We start from the raw sequence: 19598 nt of genomic DNA, 5'->3' as shown, positions 1-19598 counted from the left end.
CAAACGCATAATCCTGCCGCCATCGATGACTTTTACGAATGAATTACCGTCACCTCACCCCTTCGATGTCGCTGCTGCTGGCGTTTGAAGCCGCTGCTCGACATGAGAGCTACACCCGCGCGGCCGTGGAGCTGTCCCTGACCCAGAGCGCCGTGAGCCGACAGGTTCAGGCGCTGGAGCAGCAACTGGGCCTGACGCTGTTTCGCCGCGAAGGCCGGCACGTCCAGTTGACCGATGTGGGCAGGCTGTATCAGCGCGAGATGAGCCATGCGCTCGGCCTGATCCGCAGCGCCACGTTGCAGGCCCTGGCCTACCAATCGGGCAGCGGCACCCTGCGCCTGGCCACCTTGCCGACCTTTGGCTCAAAGTGGCTGTTGCCGCGCCTGCATGATTTTTACAAAAGCCATCCCGGCATGCTGGTGCACATCCATTCGCGGATCGACGCCATCGACTTCGAAACCAGCGGCATCGATGCCGCCATCGTCGTGGGCAGTGCCGATCTGCCAGGGCTGATCAGCCATCGGTTGCACATGGAAGAACTGCTGGTGATCATCTCGCCCGAAGCCGCCCAGGCCCACGAAGACTGGCAAGCGCAGCACCTGGCACAGCAGATGCTGTTGAATGTGGCAAACAATGCCAGCGTCTGGGGCGAGTGGTTCAGCCACCACCGCCTGCCCCATCGCCTGATGCGCCTGGGGCCGAGCTTTGAGCTGACGTCGCACCTGATCCAGGCCGTGCGCGCAGGCATCGGCATCGGCCTGGTGCCGCGTATCCTGGTGAGCGACGAACTGGCCAAGGGCGAATTGATCAGCCTGGGGCAGCCCTTCGCCAGTCAGCGCAGTTATTATCTGGTTTATCCGCCGCGCAATGAAAGGCTGCCTTCGTTGATTGCGTTTCGCACCTGGCTGTTGGAGCAGCTGTGAGTGAGGCCACCAGCACCGCAAGCCCTCCTTCTTGCGCCATCTCAGAGACTTATGTGGAGAACAGGCTTGTTGTGGCAAGCAGGCTCTATGTGGCGAGCGGGCTTGCCCCGCGTTGGGCTGCGCAGCAGCCCTGAAACCAGGCGCTGCGCAGCGTCAGTTAAAACGCGTTTTCCTTGAATGGGGGCGCTACGCACCCCAACGCGGGGCAAGCCCGCTCGCCACATAAAGCCTGCTCGCCACAGAAGCTGGGGGTTGCTTCCAGACAGCGTCTGGTCAGCTCATCTGAAACAGTTGGCGTTGCTGCAGGAATTACCGGCATACGTTTTCGATGGCAGCCCTTCGCCAGTCAGCGCAGTTATTACCTGGCTTATCCGCCGCGCAATGAAAGGCTGCCTTCGTTGATTGCGTTTCGCACCTGGCTGTTGGAGCAGCTGTGAGTGAGGCCGCGAGCATTGCAAGCCCTCTTTCTTGCGCCATCTCAGAGACTTATATGGAGAACAGGCTTGTTGTGGCAAGCAGGCTGTATGTGGCAAGCGGGCTTGTTGTGGCGAGCGGGCTTGCCCCGCGTTGGGCTGCGCAGCAGCCCTGAAACCAGGCGCTGCGCAGCATCAGTTACAACGCGTTTTCCTTGAATGGGGGCGCTTCGCCCCCCAACGCGGGGCAAGCCCGCTCGCCACATAAAGCCTGCTCACCGCAGAAGCTGGGCGCCGCTTCCAGACAGCGCCTAATCAGCTCATCTGAAACAGTTGGCGTTGCTGCAGGAATTACCGGAATACGTTTTCGATGGATTCACGGCACCCTTCGATACGGACAATGAGCGCCGCGATGCATCCCCGCTTTCACTTCCCACCTTCCACCTTCCCTTCCTGCATCTGCACCGACGACTTGCTTCCATCGGTATTGCCTTTGGTGTTGTTGTCGGCATTGTCAAAGCACCCGTGCAGCAGGAACACGCTGCAGAGGCTCAGGCACATCGATAGTTTTTTCATGATCATCTCCAGGCGGATTCAAACACGGGCCGTCAGCCCTTGTTTTATCTGGCCCGGACACACCTGTGCCTGTTCAACAAATAGTCTGCCTGGCTGACAAGCGGTCAAGGCACCACCGGCAAAAAATCTGAATCATTCACCCAGGCGGCCCTCTGTGTTTTAAACGGAATAAAGAACGAGGACGCTGGCTTGAGTGATGTGGATTGGGTGCAATGGCCTGCCATGGCGGTCACCGTAATGGCGGCATGGCTGATCGGGTCTCAGCGCCCGGCAAGACGGATGGCAGGATTTGTCTGTTTTATCTTGAGCAATATTCTGTGGGTCATCTGGGGCGTTCAGGCCCATGCGTATGCGCTGATTGTGCTGCAAATATGCCTGTGTCTGATGAACCTGCGCGGCTTCAGAAAGAACGTGCAAAATCGATGATCAAGATCATCCGGCATTGCGCTGCGCGCGCAGGTTCTTTGTGAAGCCCCGCGCGTTCATGCCCAGCAGAACGCATTCGAGCACGATCAAGCCGTAGGCATTGGTATGCCAGCCCCAGGCCACCCACAACGTGTTGCTGAGGATGAAACCCCAGAACGCGAGCATGCGTCGGCGCGGGCGTTGCGAACCGATGAACCAGGCTGAAAGCACGGTCACGGCCATGGCGGGCCATTGCACCCAGTCAACCAGATCCACGTCTACTCCACACCGAGCGCAGCGCTCGCTCCCGGACAAGCATCGACGCCAAAGCCGGGCACCAGCGTGGCCAGATATTCGCCAAACCCTCCGCGACACTTGTAGTCGCGACGTGCGCTGGTGATCACCGGGTTGGTGGCGGTCCAGACGATGCGTGCACCGGTCCGTTCAAGATCTGCCACCAGGCGCACATCCTCGTGGGCAGCCAGGTGCTGAAAGCCGCCGGCCGTCAGATAGGCCTCGGCACTCAGGCCGATGTTGGCGCCGTGGATATGGCGATGGTTTTCGATGAACTGGTACAGCGCCAGGTACCGCGAGCGCACGGCTTCGTCGTGTTCACTCCAGCCATCCACGTCGACGGTGCCGCACACCGCGTCGGCCCCAAAGCCGATCTGACGTGCCAGCCAGTCCGGCGGCACCACCGTGTCGGCATCCGTAAAGGCTAGCCAGCGCGCGCCGCGCTTCAAGAGCTGCTCGGCCCCTGTGGCCCGGGCCCTGCCGACATTGCGAAAGCACACGTCCAGGCGCTCTACCTGCTTTGCCGACACCTGCGCGGGCGTGCCATCCGAGCAGTCGTCCAGCACCACCAGAATCTCCAGCGTCTGACCCTTGAGGGCCGGATGCTCAGTGGCGCGCAACACGGAGTCGAGGCATTCGCCGATATATCGCTCTTCGTTATGGGCAGGTATCACGATCCCTATCATTTGCATTCCCTCCGACGTGTCCTGAGCAATCGACACTGTGCATGTGCAGAAGGTTTAAAGAGTTTTGAACGTGCGCGGGCGCAGTCTTTCCAAGCAGTACATGGATGCCAACAGGATGGACGCTACGATGACTGACACCACTTCCCACCGCACCGCCAGGGCCGTGTGCCTGGCAGCCGCCCTCACCCTGCTCGGCGCCTGCGCCGGCAATGATTCGCCCTCCAACGTCGAGGCGCCCGGCAAGGCCAAAACTGCGACCACGCGCGCACTCGATACCGGCGCCGCCGTGCTGCAGTCACGCCCGCCGATCGATGCGCTGAATGCCTACCTGGATGGCTTCCACTTCTACAACGGTCACCCCGATGTACAAATGGAAGCGCACCACTACTGCGCCATCCTCAACGAAGAGGTGATCCAGTGCGTGATCTATGACGGCAATCGCAAGGAGGCAAAGCTGATGGGGGTGGAATACATCATCAGCGAGCAGTTGTTCAACGCGCTGCCGACGGCGGAAAAAGCCCTGTGGCACAGCCATGTGCATGAGGTGAACTCGGGGCAACTGGTGGCGCCCGGCATTCCTGAAGTGGCCGAGCACGCCCTGATGGAAAAGCTGGTGCACACCTACGGCAAGACCTGGCATACCTGGCACACCGACCTCGACAAGCGTCTGCCTCTGGGCGTGCCCCAACTGATGATGGGGTTTACCGCCGAGGGGCAGGCCGATTCGGCGATGGTCGCCGAACGCGATCAGCGGCTGGGGATCGACAGCAACAAAAAGAAAGCCGGACGGGCCGACATTCCCGCGCCACCGATTGCCCCTGGCGCGGATGCGTGGCAGCAGGGCGAGATCATCCAGATCGTCGATCCCACGGCAACACCCCATCGGCACTGACGGCCGCCGTTCGCTCATTTGCATTGAACGATCGCCCGCGCCGCGGGCTCTACCGCTTGGCAAGATTGCCCCCTATCACCTGAGGTAACTCCGCATGTCTTACGACTATCAAGGTCCTGCCAGCGTTATCACCGCGTCGCGCCACCTCGGCACCGAGGCCGTGGAACGCCTGAATGAGTCGGTTGATATTCAGATGACCGGCAGTGGTAAACCGACCATCGTGCGCCTGAGTTTCCAAACGCCGCTGCAGTGGCCGGGTCACCCCAACCATGTGACCGTCAACCTGCCTGATGGCACCGCCGTGGGCGGTGTGATTGTCGAGATTGAACGGCCAAATGACGGGCCAGGCTTTGTCACCTTTACCGTGGACGATTGACGCCTCAATTATTTTGAATCTTCTGTGACGTCAATCATCTGTTACTCATGAGCATAGGGAGGTCTCATGAAACGCAACGATTTATTCACTATTCACTACCAGCTGCACGGTGAACCCAAGTCCTTCATCGTGCGCGCATCGCAGATGAACAATGCCGAAGCCTGGCATTGGGCAAGCTGCGATGCGGGGGTGGCTGTGATACCCAGGTTTGGTCAGCAGAACCTCAAGCGTGTCTCCCGCCCCATGGCCGAGAAATACGGCATCACTGATGTGCAGTGGAGCAGCGCTACCGAGATTAATTGGGCACAGAGCGTTACATCATGAACAGTCAGACACTCAATCGCAGCACCAGCCCCAGCCCCAGCCATACCTGGGATGACGAAATCGCGCAGAACACCGCCATGTTCTTCGAAGCCGACCGACTGGACGCCCTGGCTTACCAGTTGATCGAGTCCTACAGCGGCGATCCGCTCACCTGGGCACGTTTTACCGAAGCGAAAAAACTCGCTGATACCCAGCGCACAGCGGCGTATCGCGAGTGGATGCGCATTCAGCGCGCGATGCGCACGTAGCGCGAAGCTTGCACCAAACGGGGACCTTGACCGGTTCCGGCCGATGCCTGGGAGTGCCTGATGCTCATCTACCCCAAGAGTCACTTCCAGCCCTACACCCACGCCAGTGGCGGATGGGGCTCTGCCCAATCGGTGATGCGCATCCTGTGGCGCGAGCAGGCACTGGGCAAAGCGCCGGCGGCATTGCTCAAACAGAACAAGCCGGACGGCTTCGCCTGTGTGAGCTGCGCCTGGGCCAAACCCGGCCGTCCCCATGCGCTGGAATTTTGCGAGAACGGCGCCAAGGCGACCGCCTGGGAACTTACCTCACTCAAGACCGACCCAGCCTTCTTTGCCGAGCACAGCCTCAGCGAGCTGCGCGAATGGTCGGACTATGCGCTGGAGCAGCAGGGTCGCCTGACCCACCCCATGCGCTACGACCCCGTCACGGACCGCTACCGCGAAACCTCCTGGGCAGAGGCCTACCGCGACATCGGCGCGCAGCTCAAAGCCATGGACCCGGACAGCGTGGTGTTTTACGCCTCGGGGCGCGCGTCGCTGGAAACCTCGTTCATGTACCAGCTGTTCGCCCGTGCCTACGGCAGCAACAACCTGCCCGACAGCTCCAACATGTGCCACGAAAGCACCTCGGTGGGGTTGCAGGAGAGCATCGGCGTGCCCGTGGGCACCGTGACCCTCGACGATTTCGAGCACACCGACTGCCTGTTTTTCTTTGGTCAGAACGTCGGCAGCAACAGCCCGCGCATGCTGCACCCACTGCAGGACGCGCGCCGACGCGACGTGCCGATCATCACCTTCAACCCCCTGCGCGAGCGCGGCCTGGAGCGCTTCGTCAACCCGCAGTCGCCCAGAGAAATGCTTACGCCCGAGTCGACTCTGATCAGCACCCAATACCACCAGGTCGCCATTGGTGGCGACACGGCGGCTGTCACCGGCATCGCCAAGGCGCTGCTGACCATGGATGACCAGGCCACCGAGCACGGCACGCCGGCGGTGTTGGACTATGACTTCATCGCCAGCCACACCGAAGGCTTCGAGGCGTTCACTACCTACGTTCGTGGCTGTGACTGGGCGCAACTGGAACGCCAGAGCGGGCTGACCCGTGGCGCGCTGGAAGCCGCCGCCACCGTGTATGCGCGCAGCCAGCGCGTGATGCTGGTGTATGGCATGGGCATCACCCAGCACCGACACGGCGTGACGAACGTGCAGATGCTGGTCAACCTGTTGCTGATGCGCGGCAATATCGGCAAGCCGGGCGCGGGCATCTGCCCGGTGCGTGGCCATTCCAACGTGCAGGGCCAGCGCACCGTGGGCATTACCGAAGACCCGAAGAAAGTCCCGGCGGAGCTGATCGAACAGCACTTCGGTTTCAGCGTGCCGCCGCATAAGGGCCTGTGCACGGTGGATGCCTGCGAAGGCATTCTCGACGGCCGCGTGCGTGGCTTCATCGGCCTGGGCGGAAACTTCCTGCGGGCGATTCCCGACACCTCGCGCATGGAACCGGCCTGGCAAGATCTGCAGCTGAACGTGCAAGTGGCGACCAAGCTCAACCGCACTCACCTGCTGCCCGCGCGCGCCATGTGGCTGCTGCCCTGCCTGGGGCGCATCGAAATCGACCGCCAGCACGGCGTGCCGCAGCTGTATACCACCGAGGACAGCACCGGCTGCATCCACAGCTGGCGTGGCAATGCCGAACCGGTTGGCCCGCAGGTGCGCGCCGAAACCAGCATCGTCGCCGGCCTGGCCATGGCCACCCTCACCAACGGCTGCACCATCGACTGGCAAGCCTGGAACGACGACTACTCCAGGATCCGCACCGCCATCGCCACGGTCTATCCGAAGATTTTCCACGACATGGAAACCCGCATGGCCGAGCCCGGCGGCTTCCATCGCCCGATTGCCGCCGCGCAAAGACAGTGGGAAACGCCCAGCGGCAAGGCGCAGTTCGTCACCCCCGTGACCCTCGCCGAAGACGATGACGTAAACCTCACCGAACCTGACCGCGATGTACTGCAACTGATGACGCTGCGCAGCAACGATCAGTTCAACACCACCATCTATGGGTTCGACGACCGTTTTCGCGGGGTGAGCGGCACCCGTGAAGTCATTTTCATGCATGCCAACGACATCGTGCGCCTGGGTTTCGCGGCCGGCCAGCAGGTCATGCTGACCACCGCCATCGAGCCTGCGGTAACGCGCCAGGTGGGGCCGTTCGAGATCATCGCCTACGACATTCCCGAAGGCTGCGCCGCGGCGTATTACCCTGAATGCAACCCGCTGCTACCCCTTTGGCATCACGCTGAGCGCAGTAAAGTGCCTGCCGCCAAATCGGTGCCGGTGCGGCTCAGCCTGCCCACTCGTCAGTCTGAGTCTGCCCCTCGCGGTCGCCCGACGTTGCGCAACGCAAGGATCTGATCCCCAGCCATTTGACGTTCCCGGTAGTGGATATCGGCGCGTCGGCAGGCGAGGAGGCCGATAGCGTTATTCATACGGAATCACCGAAAGTTTGCCATTGCGTTCAAGAATGGCGAACTTGATCTGGCTGATCTCCACGATGCCCTGGGCGGAACGTGCGGCTTCCAGAATATCGCCCTCATCGAGGCGGGCTCGTTTGAGGCGTTCGTGCAGCAGCTGACCCTGTTCGACCACGATGGTCGGCCCGCCATCAAGCACCCGCGAGAACCAGCGCGAGCGTTGCTTGAGCAGAGACAACCCGATGTCGATGGTGATTAACGTGGCGATGACGAGCAGCGCATTGGTCAGCGAAAAATCATCGCCCAACAATGCCTGCTGGGTGGCCTCGCCGATGACCATCAGCAGCACCAGGTCAAAGGTGGTGAGTTCGGCCAGCGAGCGCCTGCCGGCGATCTTGAAAAGCACCATCAACACCAGGTAAATCGCGGCTGCGCGCAGCACCGAGTCCATGATGCCCCCTACGGGTAAATGAATTGTAAGAGTTGCACCGACGCGCCGCTGGCTGACGTTACCCGTGTGGCAAAACGGCCCACGCCGTCACTGCGCAGGGTCACATGCAGGGCAGCCCGACCGTCGATGTCGCTGAGCACCCACAGCCTGACGCCCTCGCCCGCCGTGCTGGCCTTGAGCGGCTGGGGTTGCAGCATTTCAACGTTGAAGCCTTGCAGCAGCTCACCATTTATCGCCACTTCAATCGGCTCACCAGGTTTACCCTGCAGATGAATGATCAACGCATCGGAGGCGCCATTGCGCATGAAGCGCTGGTACTCAACCCGCAGTTGCCCATCGGCACTGTTGCTTTCGGCGTTGCTCAAGGGGCCCTTGGAAAACAGGCCGGCCAGGGTCAGACCGATCAACAGCACCAGCGTGTACCAACCGACACGCTCAAAGCGCCAGACCCTGCGTTGCAGCGCCATGTCTTCGTCGACCGGGTAGTGGCGGTTGTGCAGGTCGCTGTGATCGGGCTGCGCCATGAGGTCAGCCCTTGCTGTGTTCCGGCGAGGACGGTGCTTTGGCCACCCCGCGCGGGCCGGAGACGCCCCAGATAACAGCGCCGACGAATGGCAACAGCAGCACCAGCGCTGTCCAGCCGGCTTTGCTCCCTGACGCATTGTCGCTGCGCCAGACGCTGTTGATCACCCACAGATCGAGCAACAGTGCGATGACGGCGAGGAAAATCCACAGATAAGTGATTTGCATGATGCACCTCCTTCAGGTCATGTCCATTTAGGTTCTGAAGAAACTGCGGGGGTTCATTTTTTTCGGTTTGAAGGTGACTGAACGATCAGGCCGCTTGCCTGACGGGCACAGGCAAGCGGCTTACAGCGTTAACTCAACACAACATCGCGCATCGGCGGAATGTAGCCGTAATCATAGGCTTCGCGCACAAACGAGCGGTCGCCGTGCAGCTCGATTCTGACGGTGGGCGCCTCGGTACCACCGATGCGGAAGTCGCCGTCCTGAGTGGGGACGCTGTCGATGAATGAAGTCACCAGGCCGTTGGGCATCACGCAATGCGAGTAGGTCTGGAAAGGCTGCGCGGGGGGATTGCCCAGCACCAGCCCGGAGGCGTTCATCGGGCGGTATGGGCCGAACAGGTGTTCGCTGACAAAGCCGTATACGCCATCCGGGCCGGTGACGCCGTCGGCGTAGGTGAACTTGTGGCTGATGGTGAATAGATAATATTTGTTGTCCTGGAATACGTAATGCGGGCGTTCAGTCTGGTCGTTGACGCCGACTGCCGTGACCAGGGGCGGCAGTATTTCCCACTCTTCGCCAGTCAGGTCCTTGGCCACGGCGATGCCGATACAGCCCACCTGAAAACGCGCGCCGCCGACGTCCTCATGCCCCGGCGGAACCAGGCCCATTTCTTCAGGGCCGACCGTATGGGTGCCGCGCTCGCCGGCTACATTGCCTTCGAACACCATATATAACTTGCCATCCTGCGGATCGATAAACGGGCTGGGGTCACGAAAGTTCCACGTCGCATTTTGTGCTTCGGTTTGATAATAAGTGCCGTCTGCCGCAAATAAAAACTTCACCTTATTGAAATTGACAAGTTGCACGCCTTCTTCACTTGTCACGATCTGGCCTTTTACCTTGGCAATGGTCGCACCCGGCGTAACACAGGTGTAATACAGGTCAATATCACCGTTGTTATTTAACAGAATAGGCGTGCCGGCCCATTCCCGGGTGGTGGGCGACACACCTTCGGCCATGACGCGGCCGCCGAAAATCCAGTCCTTGCCGGTGCGTGAATACCAGTAGCAGATGCGCGCGTGGCCATGTCGATCCTCCCAGTCGCGTTTGATGTCATAGCGCCCGTTGGCATCGATAAACTGCGGGTCGTGGGGGCGACGGTCGGCGGTGAGCGTGAAGATCACCGACCAGCCATCGACGGAAACCACCGCGCCGTCGAGGTCGCGCAGGGGCATGGTGTCCCAGATAAAGACAGTGTCACTCATGACGGGGAAGTCAGGCCGTACTAACGGTTGCGTGGTAGTCGGGTCATTTTCATTGACTTTCAGCGCATCAGCCCGGGTCCAGCGTGTGGGTGTGTGATTCGCAGGTTTCATGTTGATGTCCTTTTACTGACGCTCAAGTGACAAGCGGTATTTGAATTCAAGGCGCACGATCACTTCGAATGATTAATGGCATTCAGTCGAATAGCGTTAATAGTGCGAAACAAGGTTTAACATAGAACTTGCAACAGGCATTATGAAAAATTATTTAAGGAGTCAAAGGCCACTATCTACTACATGGCAAGTTAATGGCCTTGAGCAACTACTTACAACTAGATCAATCAAGATTGCTATATAACCAACCCTGAAATATTGAGTGAGCACGTCCAATACTCCACGCCACGCGGCCGCTACAGCAAAAATTCCGCCCTGATCAGGGTTCCGCCCCCCTCGCGGTTGCTGGCGGTGATCGACCCGCCATGGGCCTGGCAGATGGCGCGGGCGATAGACAGGCCCAGCCCGCTGCCGCCGGAATAACGGGCGCGGGAGCGCTCCGCACGCCAGAAGCGATCGAACACACTGTCCAGGTGCTCGGCTTCGATGCCCGGCCCTCGGTCAGCGATCTCGATCACGATGCGCGCCTGGACCTGCCGCGCGGTGATGGTCAACGCGCCGCCACCGGCCGCGTAGCGCAGCAGGTTGTCGATGAGGATGTTGAGCACCTGGCCCAGGCGGTCGCGATCGGCATTGATCGACAACGTCCGGGCAATGCTGACGTGGGTCTCGATGGCGGCCTCGTCCAGTTGCGGCTGGAACCACGCCAGGCGTTCGCTCACCAGCGCTGCCAGGGAGAACTCGCTGCGCTCCAGCACCAGCCGCCCTGCCCTGGTCATCGACAACAGGTGCAGGTCATCCACCAGTTTGCGCAATTGGTCGAGCTGGCGCTTGACCATGCTCAGTTGCGCAGCATCGCTGGGGAACACCTCATCGAGCATGCCCTGGACCCGCCCCATGGCTGCGTTCAACGGGGTGCGCAATTCGTGGGCGATCACCGCGCTGGACTCGCGCACATCGCGCTCGTAGCGCTGCAACCGGGTGGTCATGCTGTTGAAGTCGCCAATCAGGCGGCGCAGCTCGTCCGGTGTGTGCGGCTGGATCGGCAGGCGTGTCAGGAAATCCCCCCGGCGACCCGTCGCGCGCCTTGGGCAATCGCCGAGAACTGGCTGGACAAGGGCCGCGAAAACCACAGGCCAAAGAAAATAATGATCGGAATGGCGACCAGCACCAGGCCGGCGAGGATCAGCCAGTCGCGATTGGCGATGTCCGGCTGGAAGAACTCCACCGGGTAATACTCGGCCACCAGCTGACGCAGGCGCACCTCGTTGAGTTGCGGCTCGGCGCGCAGTTGCAGCAACTCCTCGCGCGCGTCGGGCGGCAGGTGTTGGAGAAAATACCAGTCCGACACCCAGAAGTTGATCCACATGCACAGCGCAATCACCACCACCGCGCCAATCGCCAGCAGGCTCATGCGCATGCCCACCCAGCGCCATAAAGGCTTGTCGTTGACGCCAGAGGTCTGTGTCATGTCGATTACCGAAACCGATAGCCAATGGAGCGCACCGTCACCAGCACGCCGGCGATGCCATGGGTTTCCAGTTTGCGCCGCAGGTTATGCACGTGGGCATCGACCACGCGGGCCAGCGCTTCGCTGTCGGGTAGGCAGATTTCCAGCAGTTCGTCGCGGGTGAACGCCTTGGACGGGGTCTTGAGCAGGGTCGCCAGCAACTTGAATTCGGTGGGCGTAAGGTCCAGCCACTGCAGCGGCGCATCGTGCTGTTCAATCGCGGCGGTGAAGGCGCCGAGGTCCACCCGCAGGTTCTGGTGCCGCAGCACCTGCTCGACCGGCTGGCTGGCACCAGTGCGCCGCAGCACCGCATGCACCCGCGCCACCACTTCGCGCGGGCTGTAGGGTTTGACCACATAGTCGTCGGCGCCATAGCGCAGGGCACCGAGTTTTTCCGGCTCGTCGCCCATGGCCGTGACCATGATCACCGGTGTGTCGCTGCTGCGGCGCACGGCGGACAACACTTCGGTGCCACTCAGGTGCGGCAGCATCACGTCGAGCAATATCAGGTCCGGTTGCCAGCTTTTGTGCAGGTCGAGCGCGCGCCGGCCATCCTCGGCCAGGGCCACCTCAAAGCCGTCGCGGCGCAGGTAGGCTTCGAGGATATTGGCGCTGTCGGCGTCGTCTTCGACAATGAGGATACGTTTTCCTGACACAAAGAAGCCTCTTGATGAAACCTTGATAATTCACGAACGGTTTATTGAAAGTCCGCTGTCAGTATCGCCCTACACCGACTTTCGCGAACCGATGCTATGCCGACCACCGCACCACTGTCCAAGCCTATCAAGCTGCCTGAACGCCTCTGTGCGGTTTTGCTGCTGAGCGGCGCGCTGACCGCTTGTTCACTGGCGCCTGCCTACCAGACGCCGGCGCTGCCGGTGCCGGGCAGTTGGACCGACGCACCGGTAACCGCCCTGGCGCCCACCCTGCAAACCTCCGTGCAGCCGCTGTCCGAAGAAGAAACACAGCTGCTGACCGGGCTGGACGCCTCGGCGCAGTTGCCCCATCTGGTTGAGCAGGCGTTGGCCTACAACCGCGACCTGCGCCTGGCGACATTGCGCGTCGAACAGGCCCGCGCCGAGTACGGCCTATCCCGTGCCGATCGCCTGCCCACCGTCGGCCTGGGGCTGCAACGCAACCGCCAGCACCTGCACGACAAGGCCGCCGACGAGCGCTACGGGCAGGACATCGCGGTGGCGTCCGTGGGCATTTCGGATTTCGAACTGGACTTTTTCGGCCGGGTCCGCAGCCTGTCCGACGCGGCCCGGCATGACTACCTGGCCACGCGCTACGGCGCCCTGGCTGCGCGCAAGGCGTTGATCGTCGAGGTGGCGCGCCTGTATTTGCAGGAGCGCTTGCAGGCCGGCATCCAGCTCGACACCCAGACCATCCTCGAGCACCAGAACCAGTTGCTGCACCTGTTCGACGGCCAGCAACAGGCAGGCCTGGTGGCCCAGGACACGGTCGACACGCAACGCCTGCAGGTGCACCGCGCCACACTGCAAGCGCAGAACGCGCGCGCCGAGCACGAGCGCGCCGTGCAGGCGCTGTCGTGGGTCAGCGGCTATCAGGTGGCACCTTCAACGGCGGCCACCCTCGGCCCCACGATGGACCTGAGCACCCCGCCATGGCTGGTCGACCTGCCCTCGCAACGGCTGTTGCAGCGCTTCGATGTGCGCCAGTGCGAAGAGGCACTGCGCGCCGCCAATGCGAACATCGGAGCCGCCCGTGCGGCGTTCTTCCCGTCGATCACCTTGAGCACCGGCGCCGGCATCGCCAGCCCGCACTTGAGCAGCCTGTTCGCCTCCGGCAGCGGCGCCTGGCTGTTCACGCCGCAACTGAACCTGCCGCTGTTCGACGGCGGGCGCAATCAGGCCAACCTTGACCTGGCCCACGTGCGCCAACAAGCAGCCGTCGCCCAGTACGAAAAGACCGTGCAGGACGCCTTCCGCGACATCGCCGACCTGCTGAGCCAGCGCCGTCAAGCCCTGGCCGATGCCGCCACGCAGGTCGAGCTGGCGGCCTTGACCGCAGCGCAGGTCAGGCGTGTCGAGCAGCAGATTGCCGTCGGTGCGGCAGCGCAAATGGAGCAGCCGGTCGCCGCGATTCGGCTCGCCGAATCCACCCTCCAAGTGCGCAACGCCGCCTATCCCGTGTTGTTCAATCGCCTGGCGCTGTATCGCGCGCTGTCGGGCGCACCGTTGGCCTCCTTTGCAGACAGGGTTTCACCATGAACGTGACCACCTCCCCACTTCGTCCCTGGGCCCATTGCCTGCTGCTTGGCCTGACCTACCTGGTGGTGGCAGCCTGTTCGCGCGAGGAGTCGCTGCCGGAGCCGACCGTGAGGTCGGTGAAGGTCACCCGCGTGCACGCCGCAGATGCCGAGGGCCTGCCGTTGACAGGCGTGGTGCGCCAGCGCCAGCGTGCCGAACTGGCCTTTGAAGGCGCGGGACGCCTGGTCGCGTTGAATGTCGACGTGGGCGATGCCGTGAAACAGGGCCAGGTCCTTGCAAGCCTGGACAGCGCGGCGGTGCAACTGCGCCTGAAGCAGGCGCAGGCCGGTCTGTTTGCCAGTGTCGCGCAGACCGGCGAGCGCAAGCGCAACCGGCTGCGCCAGCAACAGCTGTTTGCCCAGGGCAGCGTCGCCGCCAGCGCCGTGGAGCAAGCCGAAACGGCCTGGCAAGCGGCCGTCGCGCAACAGGCGGCGGATGAAACGGCGCTGGATCTGCTGCGCCGCGATCAGCGCCAGGGCCAGCTTGTTGCGCCGTTCAACGGACGCATCGTGGCGCGCACGGCGCAGTTGTACAGCGAGTTGTCGCCGGGTCAGGTGGTGATGGAACTGGAGGCCGCGGATGCCGCGCAGGTCATCGTGCCGATCCCGGTGGAACAGGCCATCGGCCTCAAACCGGGGGATCGCGCCGTCGCCACCGACCCGAGCGCGCCCGGCTCCAGCCTGCCGCTGGTGCTGGAGGGCCTGTCGATGCGCGCGCAGAACGGCGTGGTGCAAAGCGCACGCTTTCGCCTGCTCGCCAACGATCTTGCGCTGCCCAGTGGCGTGAACCTCACAGTGAATCTGGTGAGTGGCGCCCCGTTGCCGCTGTCGATTCCGACCCAGGCGCTGCGCATCGGCGCCGACCCCAGACAGGTGCAGGTATTCGTGTATGACCCGGCCAAGGGCAAGGTCGCGCTGCGCGACATCCGCATCGGCCTGATCGACCAGGGTCGCGTCGCCATCGACGCGGGCCTTGCGGACGGCGAACAAGTGGTAACCACCGGCGTCGCGTTTCTCGATGACGGCCAGCCCGTCAACCTGCTGCAATCCTCCAGCCGCTTGAGCGTCACCCAATGAGCAACCTGACCCTGCATGCCTTGAATGCCAGCCGCCTGACGTTATTCAGCGCGCTGCTGATTCTGCTGGCGGGCGTGGCCACCTTCCTTGGTTTCCCGACTCAGGAGGAACCGTCGGTCACCATCCGCGATGCGCTGGTGAGCATCCAGTTCCCGGGGTTGCCCAGCGAGCGCGTGGAAGAACTGCTGGCGCGGCCTACCGAAGAAAAACTGCGCGAGTTGCCGCAGATCAAAACCATCGCCACCACAATCCACCCCGGCAGCGTGGTCATCCAGGTGACCGCCCGCGACGACATCAAGGACCTCGGCGTGCTGTGGCAACAGGTGCGCAACAAGGCGACCGAGGCCGGTGCAAGCTTTCCGCCGGGCACCCAGGGGCCTTTTGTGGATGACAATTTCGGCCGGGTCGCCGTGGCCTCCATTGCCGTCACCGCGCCCGGCTACAGCATGAGCGAGATGCGCGGGCCGCTCAAACGCCTGCGCGATCAGTTGGGCGGCTTGCCCGGCATCGGCCAGGTGACGTTGCACGGCGTGCAGGAGCAACAACTGTCCATCGACTTCAACCCGCAGCGCCTGGCGGGGCTGGGCCTGTCACCGCAGCAGCTGTTCCAGCAGTTGCAGCAACAGAACGTGCTGGCGCCCGGCGGCATCGCCGAGATCGGCGGGCAGAGCACCACCCTCACCGTCAGCGGCGAACTGCTCGGCGTGGAGCAACTGCGCCAGTTGCCGATCCAGCTGCCGGGCGCCGCCGGCAGTGCGCAGTCGGTCGCGCTCGGCGCCATCGCGCAGGTGTCGGTGATGGCCGCCGACCCGCCGCAGACTGCCGCGATCTATCAAGGCGAGGACGCGGTGGTGCTGGCCGTGTCCATGGCGGCCGGGCAGAACATCCAGCAGTTCGGCGCCGCGCTGCGCAGCCGTCTGGCGCAGCTGGAACCGCAATTGCCGCTGGGGTTTGCCACCCATGTGGTGACGTTCCAGGCGGATGTGGTCGATCTGCAGATGAGCAAAATGAAGCAAGTGATGATCGAGACGGTGGTCATTGTGATGGCGGTGGTGATGCTGTTTCTCGGCTGGCGCACCGGGCTGGTAGTGGGGGCCATCGTGCCGTTGACCATTCTCGGCACCTTGATAGCCATGCGCATGCTCGGCGTCGAACTGCAGACCGTGTCGATTGCGGCGATCATCCTCGCCCTCGGTTTGCTGGTGGACAACGGCATCGTGATTGCCGAAGACATCGAGCGCCGCCTGCATGCCGGCGAGGCGCGTCGTCAGGCCTGCGTGGAGGCCGGGCGCACCCTGGCGATTCCGTTGTTGACCTCATCGCTGGTGATCGTGCTGGCGTTCTCGCCGTTCTTTCTGGGCCAGACCAGCACCAACGAATACCTGCGCTCGCTGGCCATCGTGCTGGCGCTGACGCTGCTCGGCTCGTGGCTGCTGAGCATCACGGTGACGCCGCTGCTGTGCCTGTATTTCACCAGGGCCGCACCCAACGAGGCGGCGGACGAGGGTTACGACAGCGGCTTTTACCGTGGCTATCGCGCCGTGATCTGCCGCGTTTTGCAGCACAAGCTGCTGTTCCTGATAGCGATGCTGGTGCTGCTGGCCGCCGCCGTGTTCGAGCTGATGCGCGTGCCCTATGACTTTTTGCCGCAGTCGGACCGTTTGCAGTTCCAGGTGCCGATCACCCTGGAGCCGGGCAGCGGTTCGCGCAAGACCCTGCAAAGCGTGCGCGAGATCAGCTTGTGGCTGAGCAAGGAGCCGGCGGTGGTCGACAGCATCGGCTACGTCGGCGACGGCGGGCCGCGCATCGTGCTGGGCCTCAACCCGCCGCTGCCGGCGCCGGAGACCGCGTACTTCACCGTCAGCGTCAAGGCCGGCAGCGACATCGATGCAGAGATCGCCAACGTGCGCCGCTACCTGCTCAAGCAACACCCAGAGCTGCGCGCCGAGCCCAAGCGGTTTTCCCTGGGCACCACCGAGGTCGGCGTGGCGATCTATCGCATCATCGGCCCGGATGAAAACGTATTGCGCACCCTCGCTGCGCAGATCGAAGCCGCCCTGCTGCAAGTGCCGGGCACCCTGGATGTGCGCGACGACTGGAGCACGCGACTCACGCGCTACACCGTCGAGGTTGATCAACCCGGCGCACGCCGCGCCGGCGTGGACACCCAAGCCATCGCCCAGGCCCTGCAACTGCATTTTGGCGGCCTTCAGGTTTCGTCCCTGCAGGACGGTGAAACCCGCGTGCCGCTGGTGGTGCGCGAGCCGGCGGCGGTGAGCGGCGCCGCGCCCGACCTGCGCGGCATTCTGGTGTATCCGGCCGATGGTTCTACACCCGTACCGCTGACTGCGATTGCACAGATTCGTGCGTCCAGCGAACCGTCGACCCTGGTGCGCCGCAATCAGGAGCGCGCAATCACCGTGGTCGGGCACAACCCGGGATTGACCGCCACCTCCATCGTCGAACGGCTAGCGCCACAAGTGGCCGCCCTGCGCCTGCCGCCCGGCTACCGGATTGAGTTGGGCGGCGAGATCGAAGATTCGGCGGAGGCCAACCAGGCGCTCCTGCAATACCTGCCCCACGCGCTGGTGGCCATGCTGTTGCTGTTCGTCTGGCAATTCAATTCGCTGCGCAAGGTGCTGATCGTGGTCTCGGCCATCCCGTTCGTGTTGATCGGCGTGGCGGCCGCGCTGCTGATCACCGGCTACCCGTTCGGCTTCATGGCCACGTTCGGTCTGCTGTCACTGGCGGGGATTATCGTGAACAACGCGGTGCTGCTGCTCGAACGCATCGAAGCGGAACTGCATGACGGCCTGGCGGTGCACGACGCGGTGGTGAATGCCGCCGTCAAACGCCTGCGCCCCATCGTCATGACCAAACTGATCTGCATCATCGGGCTGGTCCCGCTGATGCTGTTTGCCGGGCCGCTATGGGAAGGCATGGCGATCACCCTGATGGGCGGCCTGGCGCTTGGCACCCTGGTCACGCTGGGACTGATCCCGGTGCTTTACGTCATGCTGTTCACGCAGCGCAGGATTCCACATACAGAGGCGACAACACGATGAACGTTCTGCTCAAGGCAACGCGCGGTATCCATCAATTATCCAAAGGGGCCGTGCTGCTTGGCGCGTTGTCGATGAGTCTCGGCGCCCTCGCCTCCACCTCCCACACGGGCGCGTTCGTGCACCCGGGCCTGTTGCAGACCCAGCAGGACTTCACGCGTATTCGCGAAAAAATCGCCAACCATAACCATCCCTGGCTGGAGGGTTGGCAGAAGCTGATCGACAACAAACACGCGTCACTGACCTGGCAAGCCAACCCGGTGCCGGTGGTTTACCGTACCTCCGGCGGCCCCAACAACTACAACAAACTGTTCAACGACGCCGCGGCAGCCTATGCCCTGGCCCTGCGCTGGCAGATCTCCGGCGATGCGGCCTATGCCGACAAGGCCGTGAGTATCCTCGACCAGTGGGCATCCACCCTCACCGGCATCGAGGGCGAAAACGGCAGGTCCCTGGCGGCAGGCTTGTACGGTTACCAACTGGCCAATGCCGGGGAAATCCTGCGCGGCTACCCGAAATGGAAGGCTGAGGACTTTCACCGTTTTCAAAGCATGATGCTCAGCGTGTTCTACCCCATCAACCATGACTTCCTGGTGCATCAGGACGGCATGCTGCCGGATCACCACTGGGCCAACTGGGACCTGGCGAACATGAACTCGATCCTGGCCATCGGCGTGCTGACCGACCGCCGCGATCTCTACAACGAAGCCGTCGACTACTTCAAGCACGGGGCCGGCAATGGCGCCATCGAGCACGCGGTGTGGAAGCTCTACCCCGAGGGCCTGGGCCAGGTTCAGGAAAGCGGCCGCGACCAGGCCCACACGATGCTCGACATCGCCCTGCTCGGCAGCTTCTGCCAGATGGCCTGGAGCCAGGGCGACGATCTGTTCGGCTACCAGAACAACCGCGTGCTGCAAGGCGCCGAGTATGTGGCCAAGTACAACCTGAACCATGAAGTGCCGTTCACCACATTTATCAACAGCGCGTTCAAGCAGAAGGTGATCTCGCCCGACAAGCGTGGCGATATCCGCCCGATCTGGGAATTGCTCTATAACCACTACGTGGTACTCAAGGGCCTCAACGCGCCTTATGTGAAAGCGTTCGCGCAAAAGGTCCAACCCGAAGGCGGCGGCGGCGACTACGGCCCCGACAGCGGCGGCTACGATCAGTTGGGGTATGGGACCTTGCTGTATTCGCTGGGGGAGTATGGTTTGACCAAAGCTGAACTGGTGCCGTGAGGCACGGCTTTGTGGCAATCGAGCTTGTTGTAGGAGCAGTTTTTTCTTGGCAAACGGGCTTGTTGTGGCGAGCGGGCTTGCCCCGCGTTGGGGTGCGTAGCGCCCCCCATCAAGGAACATGCGGTGTGCCTGACACCGCGCGGAGCATGGCTTTTGGGGCCGCTGCGCAGCCCAACGCGGGGCAAGCCCGCTCGCCACAACAAGCCTGTTCACAACAAAAAACCGCGAGCCACAACAAGCTCCTTAGCCAC

Annotated in this window: 19 protein-coding genes and 2 pseudogenes; 12 read left to right on the top strand and 9 right to left on the bottom strand. The window is 62.6% G+C overall.

Features of this window, described 5'->3' with window-relative positions; genetic code table 11:
• Nucleotides 1-38: 38 nt before the first annotated feature.
• Together VRB54_RS09595 and VRB54_RS09590 are read left to right on the top strand one after the other, a co-directional pair.
• Entirely contained in the window at nucleotides 39-923 is an 885-nt protein-coding gene (locus VRB54_RS09595) for a LysR substrate-binding domain-containing protein (RefSeq protein WP_338480561.1), read from the top strand.
• 338 nt (nucleotides 924-1261) lie between these two features.
• A pseudogene (locus tag VRB54_RS09590) lies at nucleotides 1262-1360 on the top strand (LysR family transcriptional regulator); the annotation flags it as partial.
• A 402-nt stretch (nucleotides 1361-1762) separates the two neighbouring features.
• Here the strand turns inward: VRB54_RS09590 and VRB54_RS09585 are convergent.
• Nucleotides 1763-1912, bottom strand: a complete 150-nt coding sequence (locus VRB54_RS09585) for a hypothetical protein (RefSeq protein WP_338480560.1) — start codon at nucleotides 1910-1912, stop codon at nucleotides 1763-1765.
• A gap of 222 nt (nucleotides 1913-2134) precedes the next feature.
• Here VRB54_RS09585 and VRB54_RS09580 point away from each other — a divergent pair, with 222 nt between their 5' ends.
• Nucleotides 2135-2338 (top strand): hypothetical protein, encoded by a 204-nt coding sequence (locus VRB54_RS09580; protein WP_422396097.1) that lies wholly within the window; start codon nucleotides 2135-2137, stop codon nucleotides 2336-2338.
• A gap of 6 nt (nucleotides 2339-2344) precedes the next feature.
• Here the strand turns inward: VRB54_RS09580 and VRB54_RS09575 are convergent, their stop codons facing one another.
• The gene (locus tag VRB54_RS09575; protein ID WP_003235658.1) at nucleotides 2345-2593 is read right to left on the bottom strand and encodes a hypothetical protein; all 249 of its coding nucleotides are present in this window, start codon (nucleotides 2591-2593) and stop codon (nucleotides 2345-2347) included.
• 2 nt (nucleotides 2594-2595) lie between these two features.
• The gene (locus VRB54_RS09570) at nucleotides 2596-3297 is read right to left on the bottom strand and encodes a glycosyltransferase family 2 protein (protein ID WP_338481078.1); all 702 of its coding nucleotides are present in this window, start codon (nucleotides 3295-3297) and stop codon (nucleotides 2596-2598) included.
• Nucleotides 3298-3424: 127 nt separating this feature from the next.
• Between VRB54_RS09570 and VRB54_RS09565 the strand changes: the two genes are divergently transcribed.
• The 5 genes from VRB54_RS09565 to VRB54_RS09545 all read left to right on the top strand — a co-directional run bounded on the left by VRB54_RS09565 (nucleotide 3425) and on the right by VRB54_RS09545 (nucleotide 7552).
• The gene (locus VRB54_RS09565; RefSeq protein ID WP_338480558.1) at nucleotides 3425-4189 is read left to right on the top strand and encodes an OBAP family protein; all 765 of its coding nucleotides are present in this window, start codon (nucleotides 3425-3427) and stop codon (nucleotides 4187-4189) included.
• A gap of 94 nt (nucleotides 4190-4283) precedes the next feature.
• A complete protein-coding gene (locus VRB54_RS09560; RefSeq protein WP_338480557.1) occupies nucleotides 4284-4565 on the top strand; it encodes a hypothetical protein in 282 nt (93 codons plus the stop codon).
• 66 nt (nucleotides 4566-4631) lie between these two features.
• Nucleotides 4632-4889: a DUF6555 family protein gene (locus VRB54_RS09555; protein ID WP_338480556.1), complete on the top strand. Its 258-nt coding sequence runs from the start codon at nucleotides 4632-4634 to the stop codon at nucleotides 4887-4889.
• A complete protein-coding gene (locus VRB54_RS09550; protein ID WP_338480555.1) occupies nucleotides 4886-5137 on the top strand; it encodes a hypothetical protein in 252 nt (83 codons plus the stop codon). Before VRB54_RS09555 ends, VRB54_RS09550 begins: the two co-directional genes overlap by 4 nt.
• A 60-nt stretch (nucleotides 5138-5197) precedes the next feature.
• Nucleotides 5198-7552: an FdhF/YdeP family oxidoreductase gene (locus tag VRB54_RS09545; protein WP_338480553.1), complete on the top strand. Its 2355-nt coding sequence runs from the start codon at nucleotides 5198-5200 to the stop codon at nucleotides 7550-7552.
• A 66-nt stretch (nucleotides 7553-7618) separates the two neighbouring features.
• Here VRB54_RS09545 and VRB54_RS09540 read toward each other — a convergent pair whose 3' ends face one another.
• The 6 genes and pseudogenes from VRB54_RS09540 to VRB54_RS09515 all read right to left on the bottom strand — a co-directional run bounded on the left by VRB54_RS09540 (nucleotide 7619) and on the right by VRB54_RS09515 (nucleotide 12354).
• Complete coding sequence (locus tag VRB54_RS09540; protein WP_057009494.1) at nucleotides 7619-8062, bottom strand: DUF421 domain-containing protein; 444 nt, start codon at nucleotides 8060-8062, stop codon at nucleotides 7619-7621.
• 8 nt (nucleotides 8063-8070) lie between these two features.
• Nucleotides 8071-8586: a hypothetical protein gene (locus tag VRB54_RS09535; protein ID WP_338480552.1), complete on the bottom strand. Its 516-nt coding sequence runs from the start codon at nucleotides 8584-8586 to the stop codon at nucleotides 8071-8073.
• A gap of 4 nt (nucleotides 8587-8590) precedes the next feature.
• On the bottom strand, nucleotides 8591-8812 hold the full coding sequence (locus tag VRB54_RS09530) for a PLD nuclease N-terminal domain-containing protein (RefSeq protein ID WP_338480551.1): 222 nt from the start codon (nucleotides 8810-8812) through the stop codon (nucleotides 8591-8593).
• A 128-nt stretch (nucleotides 8813-8940) separates the two neighbouring features.
• Nucleotides 8941-10188, bottom strand: coding sequence for a glycoside hydrolase family 68 protein (locus tag VRB54_RS09525; RefSeq protein WP_338480550.1), 1248 nt, complete (start codon nucleotides 10186-10188; stop codon nucleotides 8941-8943).
• Between the two features lie 296 nt (nucleotides 10189-10484).
• Nucleotides 10485-11659 (bottom strand): annotated as a pseudogene (locus VRB54_RS09520) (sensor histidine kinase).
• Nucleotides 11660-11664: 5 nt separating this feature from the next.
• Nucleotides 11665-12354 carry a response regulator gene (locus VRB54_RS09515; protein ID WP_338480549.1) on the bottom strand — a complete coding sequence of 230 codons (690 nt, stop codon included), beginning with the start codon at nucleotides 12352-12354 and terminating at the stop codon, nucleotides 11665-11667.
• Between the two features lie 96 nt (nucleotides 12355-12450).
• On the opposite strand from VRB54_RS09515, the gene VRB54_RS09510 reads away from it, so the two are divergent.
• From VRB54_RS09510 to VRB54_RS09495, 4 genes are read left to right on the top strand one after another with little or no spacing between them, the layout of a single operon-like run.
• A complete protein-coding gene (locus tag VRB54_RS09510) occupies nucleotides 12451-13932 on the top strand; it encodes an efflux transporter outer membrane subunit (RefSeq protein WP_338480547.1) in 1482 nt (493 codons plus the stop codon).
• Entirely contained in the window at nucleotides 13929-15047 is a 1119-nt protein-coding gene (locus tag VRB54_RS09505) for an efflux RND transporter periplasmic adaptor subunit (protein WP_338480545.1), read from the top strand. Before VRB54_RS09510 ends, VRB54_RS09505 begins: the two co-directional genes overlap by 4 nt.
• Nucleotides 15044-18112, top strand: coding sequence for an efflux RND transporter permease subunit (locus VRB54_RS09500; protein WP_338480543.1), 3069 nt, complete (start codon nucleotides 15044-15046; stop codon nucleotides 18110-18112). The genes VRB54_RS09505 and VRB54_RS09500 overlap by 4 nt, the downstream gene beginning before the upstream one ends.
• Nucleotides 18109-19347: an alginate lyase family protein gene (locus VRB54_RS09495; RefSeq protein ID WP_338480542.1), complete on the top strand. Its 1239-nt coding sequence runs from the start codon at nucleotides 18109-18111 to the stop codon at nucleotides 19345-19347. The genes VRB54_RS09500 and VRB54_RS09495 overlap by 4 nt, the downstream gene beginning before the upstream one ends.
• The last annotated feature ends 251 nt before the right edge of the window (nucleotides 19348-19598 follow it).

It is taken from the genome of Pseudomonas trivialis, assembly GCF_036864995.1.
Taxonomy (GTDB): Bacteria; Pseudomonadota; Gammaproteobacteria; order Pseudomonadales; family Pseudomonadaceae; genus Aquipseudomonas; species Aquipseudomonas trivialis.
Note: the sequence above shows the minus strand (reverse complement) of the source record. Positions and strands in the feature narration are given on the sequence as shown.

Bases quoted from the DNA above. Each gene is read 5' to 3' on its own strand.
- VRB54_RS09595 (WP_338480561.1), top strand. From the start codon at position 39: ATGAATTACCGTCACCTCACCCCTTCGATGTCGCTGCTGCTGGCGTTT.
- VRB54_RS09580 (WP_422396097.1), top strand. From the start codon at position 2,135: ATGGCGGTCACCGTAATGGCGGCATGGCTGATCGGGTCTCAGCGCCCG.
- VRB54_RS09525 (WP_338480550.1), bottom strand. From the start codon at position 10,188: ATGAAACCTGCGAATCACACACCCACACGCTGGACCCGGGCTGATGCG.
- VRB54_RS09530 (WP_338480551.1), bottom strand. From the start codon at position 8,812: ATGCAAATCACTTATCTGTGGATTTTCCTCGCCGTCATCGCACTGTTG.
- VRB54_RS09555 (WP_338480556.1), top strand. From the start codon at position 4,632: ATGAAACGCAACGATTTATTCACTATTCACTACCAGCTGCACGGTGAA.
- VRB54_RS09565 (WP_338480558.1), top strand. From the start codon at position 3,425: ATGACTGACACCACTTCCCACCGCACCGCCAGGGCCGTGTGCCTGGCA.
- VRB54_RS09560 (WP_338480557.1), top strand. From the start codon at position 4,284: ATGTCTTACGACTATCAAGGTCCTGCCAGCGTTATCACCGCGTCGCGC.
- VRB54_RS09545 (WP_338480553.1), top strand. From the start codon at position 5,198: ATGCTCATCTACCCCAAGAGTCACTTCCAGCCCTACACCCACGCCAGT.
- VRB54_RS09500 (WP_338480543.1), top strand. From the start codon at position 15,044: ATGAGCAACCTGACCCTGCATGCCTTGAATGCCAGCCGCCTGACGTTA.
- VRB54_RS09510 (WP_338480547.1), top strand. From the start codon at position 12,451: ATGCCGACCACCGCACCACTGTCCAAGCCTATCAAGCTGCCTGAACGC.
- VRB54_RS09495 (WP_338480542.1), top strand. From the start codon at position 18,109: ATGAACGTTCTGCTCAAGGCAACGCGCGGTATCCATCAATTATCCAAA.
- VRB54_RS09585 (WP_338480560.1), bottom strand. From the start codon at position 1,912: ATGAAAAAACTATCGATGTGCCTGAGCCTCTGCAGCGTGTTCCTGCTG.
- VRB54_RS09550 (WP_338480555.1), top strand. From the start codon at position 4,886: ATGAACAGTCAGACACTCAATCGCAGCACCAGCCCCAGCCCCAGCCAT.
- VRB54_RS09535 (WP_338480552.1), bottom strand. From the start codon at position 8,586: ATGGCGCAGCCCGATCACAGCGACCTGCACAACCGCCACTACCCGGTC.
- VRB54_RS09540 (WP_057009494.1), bottom strand. From the start codon at position 8,062: ATGGACTCGGTGCTGCGCGCAGCCGCGATTTACCTGGTGTTGATGGTG.
- VRB54_RS09505 (WP_338480545.1), top strand. From the start codon at position 13,929: ATGAACGTGACCACCTCCCCACTTCGTCCCTGGGCCCATTGCCTGCTG.
- VRB54_RS09570 (WP_338481078.1), bottom strand. From the start codon at position 3,297: ATGATAGGGATCGTGATACCTGCCCATAACGAAGAGCGATATATCGGC.